We start from the raw sequence: 12,484 nt of genomic DNA on the forward strand, positions 1-12,484 counted from the left end.
ATAATCCAACAGGGTTCTAGCAAATTTAGAGCTTCATAAATTTATATCTTATTTTCTGAAAGTAGGATGTTTATATATGGATTTAGCAGTGTTTCGCCGCGTGCTGCGTAGAGCAAGACCTCTTTAAAGTAGTTGTCGTTTATGCCGTAAGTGTGAAACTCATACGCCCCTATGCCGTATCCCATCGGCGTGATATCGACCCTTGAGTACCAGGCATTTTGCGCTAGGATGTAGCGGTTTGTATCTCTTGAATAGACATATAGCTTGATCTTATCTTTGCTCTTTTGCGCCATATACCAGATGAAAGAATTTGTGACGTCATTAAAAAAGTAGATGTCGCCATTTGGCATGATCGCCTGGGCTGTGTCGTTGTTATCAGCGATGAGCGTCCTGCTCTCATAACATATATATTTATTTGGCGTTAGCTGCTCTATGGGCTCAAATTTGCCGTTATTTAGGACTAAAATTTTATCATCGCTTATGTCGGCATTATAGGCGAGCACAGCTAAAACTAGAGCCAACAAACAAAGAGAAAAAATTTGCTTTATCAAAATAAAAATCCTCTTAACAAATAGTATTTAAGCACGTAAAGCGAGCATATCAGCACGCAAACACTTAGCCAGATCGATGAAAATTTAAGCTTGTGTGAGTAGTTTGTCTTTGTGATGATCTCCACAAGATATGGCATAAGGCCGTAAAAAATGCCCAAAAACAAAGTGCCCCAGATGAGGTAGCCAACGTAAAAATAGTCACTTCTTAGCATGCAGTATGGGCATTTGTGATTTGGCTGCTCATAAACGTAAAGCCCAAAAAAATAGGTGATAGCGTAGTAGCTAAGCACCAAAAATAGTAAATTTGCCACAAAGCTTGCCATACTTTGCTTTAAGAAATTTAGCGCCAAAATGACAAAAAATAGCACGAAAAAGGCGCTCACTAAGCCAAAATTTGTATAACCAAATGGCAGTTTTGGAGCTTGAAAAGTGACCGAGCAGCAAAAGACTGGCACCTTTAGCGGGATGTTATAAAAAAACGAAATTTCTATGCCAAGTTCAATCAATATCATCACAAAAAGGCAGATGAAAATGGCGTATTTTTTCTTTAGATATGGGAAATTTAGAGCCTGCAAGTCAAGCTTGTTTATAATCAGCCAGGTACCAAGCCCAAATATCAGCAAAATTTTAGTGAGCATCAAGATGCCACCAAATTTATTTGAGCCAATCACGCCAGCTGAGCACATAGCCCCTGGCACGATGTCAGAGAGCTCATTTAAACAAAGTGCGAAAAATATAAACAAAACGATCTTTGTGCAGACACTAAAAAGCAAGATCGTATTTACAAGGTAGTTTTGCTTCTCAAGTGAGTACTGAAGCGATGTTAGCGCGTTATAGTCCCACGATCTCACGATCCTGACGACATAAAATAGCGAAATACTCATCAAAACTAACAGCACAAACTCCGCTAACAAAAAGGCGATAACGGCGTTTGATAAAAATACGCTCATACTATCTCTCCATTTTGCAAACTTACAACCCTATCTGTCGCCTTTAGTTCGTCAAAAATGCTATCGTGAGTGGCGACTATGACGCTTTTTTTAAGCGCCTTAAATGACTCAAGTAGGCCTAAAAACGCACGTGCATTATCTCTATCTAAATTTGCCGTTGGCTCATCAGCCAAAATGATATTCGCATCCATTGATAAAGCTCTAGCCACCGCACATCTTTGGCGCTCGCCACCGCTTAAATTTGATACATTTTCATCTCTTTTGTGAGAGATATTTGCGAGCTCAAGAGCCTTTTTTATCATCTCTTCACGCACGTTTGCTTTGAAATTTGTTAGAGCAAACGGAGCTAACAAATTTTCATAGACGCTTAAGCCTTCGATGAGGTTAAAATTTTGAAAGACAAGCCCAAGTCTTTTGTGTCTAAACTCGGAGCAAAATGCGTCAGGCAGCTTTGCGATGTTAGTGCCGTCTATCAAAATCTCTCCGCTAGTTGGCTTTTGAAGTAGGGCTATTAGTGAGAGCAGGGTGCTTTTACCACTTCCGCTAACGCCTTTTAGTATCACTAACTCGCCGTCATTAATATCTAAATTTATATTTTTTAGAGCGCAAAACTCGTTTTGTTTGTTTTGGTTATAAACTAGGCTAACACCTCTTATATTTATCATTTTAGCCCCTCATTTATGTCGCCACACGCCACACGCCACGATGGGATAAGCACAAATGCCAAAAATGGTATGACGCCAAAGACAAAGATCAAAAAGAGTTTATCAAACTCCAAAATAGGCGTGAAATTTGTAAAATTTAAAAGCTCGTCGCCTAAAAATATCCCCTTTAAAAATGGAGCATTTAAAACAAACACAAAGATATAAGCTAACATAACACCAAGCGAAAAGGCGCTAACGCTAACGATGAAATTTTGTATAAATTTTAAAAAAATGATCTCTTTTATACTAAAGCCGATGCTTCGCAAAATGGCTATCTCACGCTTTTTACTGCCATAAGCAAGTGAAATTTGGTTTTTAAGCAGCACGAAAAATATAAGCATAACGCTAACATAGATGCTCATAAAAATTCCGCCCTTATAGTAGTAAAGATGCCTAATGTTTGCCACCTCGTCTTCTATGCTAATGGCAAATGAGTTTGGATATAAATTCTCTATCTTTAAAGCCACTTGGCTGATCTCTTCGCTATTTGGCACATCGACATAGAGCTTTGTGTATTCTTCATCTTTTAAATTTAAGATAGCTCGCAAGGTTTTTGGATGCAAAAATATGGCGTTATTTGAGATAAGAGCGCTTTGTTTTGGCATGGTTTTTACTATCTTTACTGGTATCATGCGCTCTTCTGTTAAGAAGTTAAAGCTCTCGTCGTAGTAAAGCTCGTTCATAGCAGCTTTTACGCCCTCGCCTACGATCATCTCATCTTCTTTTAGGCTATCATCCTCATATAGATGAAACCAGACGCGCTTTTGCACGAAGTAGTACTCTCCCTCCGCCACGCCTCTAACCTCAGCCACGCCATCGATCTTTGAGATATCATAGATGTAGCCAGGGTGCATGAGGTCGTTTTTACCAGCACGAAAGGCGCTAACAACGATGCTTGATCTATCTTTTACTAAGCTTATGAGATCATGCTGGATCGAGCCAGAGATGAAAAGCACCGAGCTTAGCACAAAGATAATGAGCGCAAAGAGGCAAAAGCTAAAAAGGTGGTCCTTTTTGTCTTTAAAAAGCAAGATCACGGCGTAGTTTATGAAATTTCTACTTATCATAGACAAAGCCCTTTTGCTCTTTTAGGCTAAAGCTAGAAGCTAAATTTACCCTTGTTATCTTTGAAATTTCTCTTAGTTCATCTTGCTTTGCTTTGTGGTCAAAGCTAAGGTAGTGCGCCGCTAAAAGCGTGTAAGAGAGTCCAAAAAATAACGCCAAAAATGCTAGAAATTTCACTTTATTTACCGATAAATGTCTTTATCTCGTCAAATTTTATGACACCTTTGCCAGCGTGATCTTTCATAAAGCTATTTGCCTTTGCTTCGTCTTTAAACGGGATAAACTCCTCGCCCATCGGTCCAAAAACGTTTGAGCCATGCACATAAAACGCCTCTTTTGCATCAAGCTTTTCAAGCGTGTAATAATCACTCACGTAAGCCTCTTTCGCCACCTCATCAGCAAAGTAAAAGTGCGCCATATCTTTTACGCCATCAAAGTAATAATCCTTGCCACCAGCCTTGATAAGCGTCGCCCACTGCTTGTTTTTTATAGGCATGCCACACACCGCACATCTTGCATCCTTTGGTAGCTCGATGCACTCTTTTGCCCCTTTATAGGCGTTTATGTTTGCCTCACTCGTCAAATTTCCAGCCCACAAGGCAAAAACCGCACTAAGCAACAAAGCTATAAATTTCATCTCATCTCCTTTAGTTTCTCTTTTTCTAACTCGCCCTTTTCATAGAGCTTTTTTAACATCTCATCATCAAATTCTATCTCGTAATAGCCCTTTACAAACTCGCTAAATTTATCAAACTCATCAAAGGCATATGAAAGCAGCCAGCGTCCGCCGCTATTGCCACCGACTAAATTTTGATGCTCCGCCCCGTCATACCAGATAAAAAAGGTCGTCTGCTCTATCTCATCTGGCAAGAAGTAAGAGCGAAATTTAGCAGCCTCACCACTATAAATTTGCTCTATCACGCTTTTGCCAGCACTTAGCGAATTTAGCTCATTTTCATGATCAAACCCTCTAACAAGCACCGCCTCTCGCGTAAATATCACATCAAGTAGATCGCCCTGCCCGTTATCCACCACGTATCTTAGGCTATTTTCATCCTCTTTTTTAGAAATGAGCCGTAGATACTCTTCTCTTGGCTCTAAAAAGGCACTATCAAGTAGATAAAGTGCCTCTAGGCTTGCCTCTTTATTGCCCCAGTTTTTAAAACTCATCAATGTTTTCCTAAAATTTCCAAATTCTCACACGCCTCTTTTAGGCCATTTTTGCAGCTTTTAGTAAAAATTTCACGTGCTTTTTCCACGTCTTCTTTCACACCTTTGCCCTCAGCTAGCATGATAGCGTAGTTATTGCAGCCTTTTTCATAGGCGTATTTGCACGCTTGCTCGTAAAGCTTTGTCGCTTTTGTAAGGTTTTGATCAATCCCTTGCCCATAAACATATAAAAAGCCAAGGTTGTCACATCCTATACCAGCTTCGTTTGCGCAGGCCATCTCGTAGTTTGCTTTGGCTTTTGCATAGTCTTTCTCGACGCCTTCGCCATGAGCGTATAGATAGCCAAGGTTGCTACATCCCATGCCGTCACCTGCCTTACAAGCCTTTTCATAGAGCTCTTTTGCCTTTTTTAGATCTTTTCTCACGCCAGTGCCATTTGCATAAAGCAAGCCAAGCTCGGTGCAGCCCTCGTTGTCGCTGCATGCTTTTTCATATAGTTTGACCGCTTTTGCTAGGTCTTTTTCTACGCCTTTGCCCTTTTCATATACATAGCCAAGATTGCTGCAAGCCATAGAGAAATTTTGATCGCAAGCCTTTTCATAAAGCATAGCTGCCTTTGCCTCGTCCTTTTTGACGTTGCCATCACCCCTGCTGTAAAGCACAGCTAGGTTGTAGCAGCCTGATGCCTTTTTCTCTTTGTCACAAGCATCTTCATAAATTTGCGCTAGCTTGTTGTGATCATCTTTTGCGTTTAAAGCCTCTTTGATGTAGCCAGCATTTAAAACGCATAAACTAGCAGCCAATAAAATCAAACTCTTCATCATATCTCCTAAACTACTTTTATATCTCTGCCGCGGTAGGCTAGGGCGATCAGCAAGGCAAGAGCCGCTAAGATCAAGTATATTAGCCCTGAGATGCCAAAGCTCTCACCATTTGCGTATGAGTGAAGCCCGCTAAGGTAGAAATTTACTCCAAAATATGTAAAAAGCACCGAAGCAAATGATAGCACGCTAGCTGTTAAAAAGGCGAAAACGCCCCTAAGCTTTGGTATAAACCTTAAGTGAAGCACTATAGCATAGACGATGATCGTGATGTATGACCAGCTCTCTTTGCTGTCCCAGCCCCAGTATCTGCCCCAGCTCTCATTCGCCCAGACGCCGCCTAAGAAATTTCCGATAGTTAGCAGGCTAAGTCCTATGATGAGGCTTAGCTCGTCGGTGGCTGCTAGGTATCTTATCTGCTCGCTAAGCTTTTGCTCATTTTTGTCATTTTTTAGAGCCATTAATATAAGTCCCACAAGCCCCAGCACAAAGCCAAAGCCCAAAAAGCCGTAGCTTGCGGTGATGACGCTTACATGCACGCTGAGCCAAAATGACTTTAAAACTGGGACTAAATTTGTTATCTGTGGATTTATAAAATTTAGATGAGCAACGAGCAAGCTAACACTTGCAAAAAGCGAAGCAGCGCCTAGTGCGAAGCTTTGATGCTTGAAAAATAGCACTCCAGCTAGCACGCTTATAAACGAGATATAGACTAAACTCTCATAAGCATCGCTCCAAGGTGCGTGACCTGAGATGTAAGCACGTAGGGCTAAATTTAGAGCATGGACTATAAATGCGGTAAAAAACGCAAGGCTAAGCGCTCTTTCAAATCTAAATTTCCTTCCAAAAAAGAGCCTATAAAAGCCAAGAGCAAGCGAAGCAAGAGCTAGGATCATGTAAAAATAGATAAGAAATTTAAATATCTCCATTTGATTGTAAAGCACTTCAAGGCCGATTTTTGCCTCGCTTGGAGCAAGAGAGCCTAGAGTGCTTCTTTGATAGTTTGAAATTTGCTCCAAACTCTTATCAGCCCCCGCACACTCGCCACTTTTTACACAAAGGCTTAAATTTTCTATGTAAGCGCTTAAAACGCTTTTAAACTCGTTTGAAATTTCATCTTTGCTAAAGGCTTCATTTACGCCTAGCCACGTGATCGCTTTGCCATTTTTAGCTGGGATAAATTTTAAAATTTCACCCTTTAGCGCAAGGTATAAGACATTTAGCCTCTCATCAAATTTAATGACGTCGTTATCAAATTTATCTCTTTTTGAGGCGGATTTTTCATTGGCAGCTTCTACAAATTTAGCCAGCTTATACTCGCCATTTTCGTTAAAAACGTCATTAAAGCTAGCAAATTTCTCACTAACGCCAAGAAGCTCGCCCACTCGCTCACTCGTGATCCTTACCATCTTTTTATCCATCCACTCTTGTGGCGAGATGGCAAAAGAGAGCATCAGCTCATCGCTACTAAGCCCAAAGAGCGTCGTTTTGGTTGAAATTTTGCTTATTACTGCCCTTGTGTAAGAGCTAGCTGGTGCGATCCTGCTATCAGTTTGAACTAAAATTTTGGCAAATTTATCTGCGTGAGCTTTAAAATTTATGGCTTCATCGCTTGCAAAATTTGGCGTAGCGTTTAGCAAAAGCAGGGCTAAAAGTGCAAACTGCGTGCCTTTTATGAAGTTACAAAGTCTAAAAAATCGGCTCTTTTTGCTAAATAAATTTCCCACAAAGCCAAGGCAAAGCAGAAAATATCCGATGTAAGTTGGCACTTTGCCGGGATCAAAGCTGATCTCAAAGGCGCTTCCAAGCTCGTCAGCGTCGTATGATGACTGAAAAATTTTATAGCCCATGATGCTTAGTGGGTGATTTAGCGAAATTTCATGCTCGCTGCCTGCGATGCTTACTTTGCTCGTGTAAGATGACGGGCTATTTAGCCCTGCGTAGCGCTCTAGGATAAATTTATCAAGCCTTAGTGAAAATGGTAAATTTATCGCTCGTGAGCTAAAGTAAAATTTCGCCTCTTGCCCGTCAAAGCTCAAAATGCTTGGCTCAAGATCGTATCCAGCGCCACCTTTTAGCTTGGCGCTTTTGCTCTTTTCATTAGCAAAGCCAGCCTCTATGCTAAGCGTGGCTGGAGCGTTTTTCTCATCCTTTTTGTAGCCAACTATCTTTATAATAAATTCTTTGCCGTTTATATCTTTTTTGAAGCCAAAGTCGTTTTTGCCAAGTAGGCTAAGTTTTAGTGGATATTCAAAACTTTCATTTGAAATTTGCACTCTTAAATAGGGCTTTGTACTTTGCATATAGTTGCCACTCTCGCCCACTCTTAAGTGCATAACGCCCTCTTCGCCAAAGTATCTTGTAAGCGCAGCACCGATGAAGATAACTATAAAAGCAAGATGTATCAAAAATGCGCCAAATTTCTTATACATCTTGGTTTTTACGATGCTAATGGCTAGGCAAATAGCACAAGCTGCCATGACGCACTCGTACCAGAGCGCCTCATAAACAAGCACTCTAGCCGTCTGTGTGTCATAAAAATTTTCCAAAAAGGTCGCCACCCCTGCACCAAAAGCAAGGATAAATAATAATATTAAAGACAAGCGATAAATGTTTAAAATTTTCATCACCTGCCCTTAAGCCTTAAATGCTATAAGTCTGTCCTGCATAAAGTATAAAAACCCTAAGCAATAAAACGCCAACGACTGCTGCAAATGAGCCAAGGTAGAAGCTAAATTTCATCTTGCCAAGTGCGAAATTTAAAACAAGAGGCAAGACAAAGCCAACTAAAACAACCCCAAGCCAAAAGAAATTTGCCCAAACTCCACTATAAAATGCAACTGCCGCGCCTTGCTGATAGCTTGAGCCAAGCAAAAGTGAGACAAAAAGCATTAAAATGAGTAAAATTTCGGCGCATAAGACGTAAAACTCCACGCCATGAAGCGAGCCAAGGTCGCTTGAGTGTGGATCTTCTTTGAAAAATAGTGCCGCTATCAAGCTGCTACCACTTATGCCAGCACTTAGTCCTGAAGCTATGAAAAGCGCTGGTAAAACGGCGGTGTTTAAAAGTGGAAATCTAATAAGCACCGAGATCAAAAAGCCTGTATATGCGCAAATGATAACCGCAAAAAGCAAACAAAGCGCACTTAAGAGCGGATAAAGTGGCGATAAAATTTTCATCACGCCATCAAAAAAGCCGCAAAATGACTTTAGCTCCGCGCCAAAAGCGTATAGACACATCAAAAAGCTAAGCGGTATAAACACACAAAGTCCGGCTACACCGATAGACATAACTGACGTGAAGTTGTAATTAATCAAAATTTTCCAAAACAAAAGTGGTTTTTCAAGATCAGCTATCAAGCAAACCATACCAAGCATGATGCTAACAAATGCCAAAAGCGAAGCAGCCTTGAAAAATGGGCTAAAGCTCTCTTGTCTTTTGTAGCGCTTTAGAAGTATGGCAGCTATTAGCGCTCCGCCACTCATACCAGCTAGCAGAAGATAAACAGCGATCGGCCAGCCCCACTCTACCCCGTGCGAAAATGTCGCAGTGAAATTTAATGCACCATCCATCTTACACCCCCGCTTTTACTTTAGGAATATATCTAAGGCTTGGTTTTGTGCCAAGTTCTGCTCTTAGCCTTATGCTATCTTTGACAGCTAAAAGCTGGCTAATGTGCGAGCTCTCATCGTTTAAATCGCCAAATACCAAAGCCTCATATCTGCACGCCTCAACGCAGGCTGGATCTTTTTTATCCTTTAAATTTGTATCTATGCAGAAGTTACAGCTTTGGGCTGAGTGACTAAACTTATCGATATATCTCACGTCGTAAGGACAGGCTACGATGCAGTATTTACAGGCGATGCAGTCATCTATGTTTGTAGTTTGGATGCCAGTTTTTATGTCCTTGTGACAGGCTTTTGTTGGGCAAACAGCCACACAAGGCGCATCCTCACACTGCTGACAAGATACTCTTACATATCTTTTATCAAGCAAATTCTTTGGATCAGTCTTATCCTCTACAAAAAGTCTCATCTGCCCTTTTGGGACTAAATTTACCTTTCTACATGCCACTTCGCAGTCCGTGCAGCCGACGCATTTGTTTTGGTCAAATATCATGCCAAAATGTGGTTTTTTCGCACTCTCTTCACTCTTAAAAGCAAAACCACTACTTGCCACGCTAGCACCAGCAGCCACAACTGCCATGCGTTTAAAAAAGGCTCTTCTGCTATTTTGATTTTGCATTTTTAACTCCATTTATGCCTTAATGAGGCTTTTTAATCCCCTCATTTTGCTCTTTTTCATGAATTTTTCTTGCCGCCTCAGCTAGTTCGCCAGGCTTTAAGACCTTAATAAGCTCTATCTCAAAAACGATAGTCTCGCCACCAGGTATCCCCTCCATGCCGCTATCGCCGTATGCAAGCTCAGGCGGGATGACAAATTTAAACTTCTCGCCCTCTTTCATAAGCATAAGTCCCTCTTCAAGCCCAGGGATCAAATTTAGCATCGAAAGATGAGCTGGAGCCTCTTTTGTCTCGTCAAAGACCTTACCATCGACAAAGCTTGCTTTATAATTTACTATGATGATGCTCTCAGGCTTTGGTGTAGCCCCTTTTGAGCTACTTTTTATGATCTCATATTGTAAATTTAATTTTGTTGTTTTTACATTTTTGTTTTTTGCATTTTTTTCCATATAGGCTTTGCCTTGGGCTAAATTCTCTTTTAGCTTGGTAGCCTCTTTTTCTTTTACTATCTTATCTAAGCTTTCAGCCCTTTTGTTTAGTAGCTTTGCTATCTCATCATCACTTAGTTTTAGCTCGCTCTTTAGCGCATCGCTAAAGCCTTTTATCACTGCATCAGCGTCATAGCCAACACCTAGTTGCTTTTGATCTAGCAGTCCTTTTAAAACATATCCACCGCTTGTTGCGCCTATGGCGTAAGAGTCGTTTGTATCGACATTTGCCAAGATGCTAGCCACGCTTAGGCTAAGAAGTAGCGAACATTTTAAAAACCCATTTTTCATTTCAAACCCTTAAGATTAAAGGGGCTAAAAACTAGCCCCTAAATGCTATAAATTTTTGTTTAGAATTCTCTGAGCTTCTTTTATATACTCTTTAGATGCATCTAGTCTTTGTTTAGTAAATTTAAATCCGTGCATACCCCACGAACCATCTTTTTCGACCATATCGATGATCTCTTGAGCGTTTTGAACAAGCTCATAAACTCTTGCTTTATCACTTGGATCTAGCTTTTTAGTCTCTAGTAGTGAGTAAATTCCCTCGATGCCTATTTTGACCTCTGAGAATTCATTCTTAACTGGAGTTTGCCATCCCATAACCTCATCATAAACTTGTTTTTGGTTTTTGAAGTGAAGTGTTGGTTTTAGCTCAGATAGCACTGGACTATGGCAGCCTTTATTGTCTTTCATATCTTTATCAGCCCAAGATGTTCTAGCGCATGCCCACATCAAATCAACATAGTTGTGGCCATTTTTATCTCTCTCAAAGTGCCAATCTTTAGCATCTCTTGGACCTTTAGCAGCGTCGCCTGGGACAAGAGATTTCTCTTTTGGATCGACCATGATCTTCCAGATGTGAGAGCGTCTTTGAGTATCAAAGCCAGCGTTGTCTTGGAACTGAACAGCGTAGAAATTCTCGCAGCTCATCATAAATGGCATGTGGCAAGATGCACAAGTGTTGTTTTTGTGTGTATCTGCTTTTGATGCGATATATGCTTGAGTCTCGTGACAATCTTTACAATCTTTTTTGATCTTTGGTTTAGTGTAGAACGCACTTAGATAGCCTTGATCTGGGTTGTAGTTCATACCAGTTACGCTCTTATCGCCTACGACGTTACCTGTGTTGTCGTGTGGATCGTGGCAAGTGACGCATCTCATACCTTTATCGTAGTGAGCGGTAAAGTATGATTGTGAGCCCTCAGAACCGCATCCTGGCCCCATTGATTTAAATTTAGAGCTAAGTGAGAGATCAAGCTTGCCGTTATTGAGTGGATTAGCTCGCATTAGATCTGGGCTAAAGTTAAATCTTTGGTGACAGCGCTCGCAGTTTGATGTTCTAAAATTTGTAGCTCCATCAAGGTGACCGCCAGCTCCGTGGCACTCCTCACAGCTTACGCCTTTTGAGATAGTGTGTTTTTGAAGCTCTTTGGCATTACCAAGTGCTGCATAAAATTCTGCTTTTGACTTAAAGTCAAATTTAACTGGGTGGCAAACCTCACAATATGATGAGTTTGCTTGGAAAAACATCGATTTTTTATGTTTTGCGGCGTATGAGGCTAGACCTCTGACATATCCGCCATTATCGCCATACTCTTCAAGCGTGCCAGGAAATTCTGGAACGAGCTCTTTTATCTTTTTAACAGTTGCGTCGTCTAAATTTAACGCCCATGTTCTTTGCCATTGGTTACCGCCAGCTACGATCTGACCTGTGCCATCTCTTAGCAAACCGCCCTCAACATAGTAAGTACCACGAAGTAGCCATGCATCGACGTAGCCCATCTTAGTTCTTAAGTGACCAACGGTTGCGTAGATGACATCTGGAGTGATACCTTTTGGAAGGATAGAAGCGGTATCTTTGTCAAATACTGGCTCAGTTAGGTTGTTATTGACCTCTGGGTGCTCGCCAGGGAAGCGCATAGTAGTTGCGTGGCGAGATCTGCTCCAGACCTCATACTGAGCTGGGTGACACTCACCGCACTTTTCTGGTCCTACAAATTTATTAGGAAACTGAAGTGATGAGGTGGCTGGAATTCTATACATCATAGAGCTATAGCCCTTACCGCCATCTCTTTTACTAAGCTTTGACATATCAAAGCCATGTCCCTCGGCAAGCCACTCTAAACCACGGTCATGAACGACCATTTTGCCGACGGTTTTGCCACCATATTTTGTAAAAATAGGGTGGTTTTTAAATAGCCAGTTATACATCTCTTGCTCTTCTACGACGTAGTCTTGCAAGGAGACAACACCTCTACTTTGCAGTGTGCCTTTAGGATTTGCGATAACATCACGTGCTTTATCGGACATCTGCATATTATGCTCTTCGCAACAGGCTTGTGAAGCAAAGATACTAACACCCATGAGTAAGCCTGCTAAGGCTTTGTGTAAGTTTCTCACGTCTCCTCCTTTGAATTTTTATCCTAAAATCAAAATGATTTCATACTGATAATCTTAACACCAAAAAAGGGCAGAAAAGGGGGAAAA

At 41.1% G+C, this 12,484-nt stretch carries 13 protein-coding genes; all 13 read right to left on the bottom strand.

Annotated features, from left to right (window positions below; genetic code table 11):
- Positions 1-41 precede the first annotated feature (41 nt).
- The 13 genes from F3G91_RS06680 to F3G91_RS06740 are packed head-to-tail and all read right to left on the bottom strand — an operon-like array spanning position 42 to position 12,397.
- Positions 42-551 carry a hypothetical protein gene (locus F3G91_RS06680; RefSeq protein WP_103640197.1) on the bottom strand — a complete coding sequence of 170 codons (510 nt, stop codon included), beginning with the start codon at positions 549-551 and terminating at the stop codon, positions 42-44.
- Positions 548-1,501, bottom strand: a complete 954-nt coding sequence (locus F3G91_RS06685) for a hypothetical protein (RefSeq protein ID WP_149701070.1) — start codon at positions 1,499-1,501, stop codon at positions 548-550. Before F3G91_RS06685 ends, F3G91_RS06680 begins: the two co-directional genes overlap by 4 nt.
- On the bottom strand, positions 1,498-2,166 hold the full coding sequence (locus F3G91_RS06690) for an ABC transporter ATP-binding protein (RefSeq protein WP_149701071.1): 669 nt from the start codon (positions 2,164-2,166) through the stop codon (positions 1,498-1,500). The genes F3G91_RS06685 and F3G91_RS06690 overlap by 4 nt, the downstream gene beginning before the upstream one ends.
- Positions 2,163-3,272: an ABC transporter permease gene (locus tag F3G91_RS06695; protein ID WP_149701072.1), complete on the bottom strand. Its 1,110-nt coding sequence runs from the start codon at positions 3,270-3,272 to the stop codon at positions 2,163-2,165. Before F3G91_RS06695 ends, F3G91_RS06690 begins: the two co-directional genes overlap by 4 nt.
- The gene (locus tag F3G91_RS06700; RefSeq protein WP_087581250.1) at positions 3,262-3,447 is read right to left on the bottom strand and encodes a hypothetical protein; all 186 of its coding nucleotides are present in this window, start codon (positions 3,445-3,447) and stop codon (positions 3,262-3,264) included. Before F3G91_RS06700 ends, F3G91_RS06695 begins: the two co-directional genes overlap by 11 nt.
- 1 nt (position 3,448) lies before the next feature.
- Complete coding sequence (locus F3G91_RS06705) at positions 3,449-3,907, bottom strand: nitrous oxide reductase accessory protein NosL (RefSeq protein ID WP_149701073.1); 459 nt, start codon at positions 3,905-3,907, stop codon at positions 3,449-3,451.
- Positions 3,904-4,440, bottom strand: coding sequence for a hypothetical protein (locus F3G91_RS06710; protein ID WP_149701334.1), 537 nt, complete (start codon positions 4,438-4,440; stop codon positions 3,904-3,906). The genes F3G91_RS06705 and F3G91_RS06710 overlap by 4 nt, the downstream gene beginning before the upstream one ends.
- Positions 4,440-5,261: an SEL1-like repeat protein gene (locus tag F3G91_RS06715; protein WP_149701074.1), complete on the bottom strand. Its 822-nt coding sequence runs from the start codon at positions 5,259-5,261 to the stop codon at positions 4,440-4,442. Before F3G91_RS06715 ends, F3G91_RS06710 begins: the two co-directional genes overlap by 1 nt.
- Before the next feature lie 8 nt (positions 5,262-5,269).
- Positions 5,270-7,888 (bottom strand): cytochrome c biogenesis protein, encoded by a 2,619-nt coding sequence (locus tag F3G91_RS06720; RefSeq protein ID WP_149701075.1) that lies wholly within the window; start codon positions 7,886-7,888, stop codon positions 5,270-5,272.
- A gap of 16 nt (positions 7,889-7,904) precedes the next feature.
- Positions 7,905-8,834, bottom strand: coding sequence for an NrfD/PsrC family molybdoenzyme membrane anchor subunit (gene nrfD / locus F3G91_RS06725; protein WP_149701076.1), 930 nt, complete (start codon positions 8,832-8,834; stop codon positions 7,905-7,907).
- Between the two features lies 1 nt (position 8,835).
- Positions 8,836-9,507, bottom strand: a complete 672-nt coding sequence (locus F3G91_RS06730; protein WP_035143353.1) for a 4Fe-4S dicluster domain-containing protein — start codon at positions 9,505-9,507, stop codon at positions 8,836-8,838.
- A 19-nt stretch (positions 9,508-9,526) separates the two neighbouring features.
- Positions 9,527-10,285 (bottom strand): FKBP-type peptidyl-prolyl cis-trans isomerase, encoded by a 759-nt coding sequence (locus F3G91_RS06735; RefSeq protein WP_149701077.1) that lies wholly within the window; start codon positions 10,283-10,285, stop codon positions 9,527-9,529.
- Positions 10,286-10,330: 45 nt separating this feature from the next.
- A complete protein-coding gene (locus tag F3G91_RS06740) occupies positions 10,331-12,397 on the bottom strand; it encodes a cytochrome c (protein ID WP_009295151.1) in 2,067 nt (688 codons plus the stop codon).
- Positions 12,398-12,484: the final 87 nt, after the last annotated feature.

The organism is Campylobacter concisus (assembly GCF_902460715.1).
Lineage (GTDB): Bacteria > Campylobacterota > Campylobacteria > Campylobacterales > Campylobacteraceae > Campylobacter_A > Campylobacter_A concisus_AK.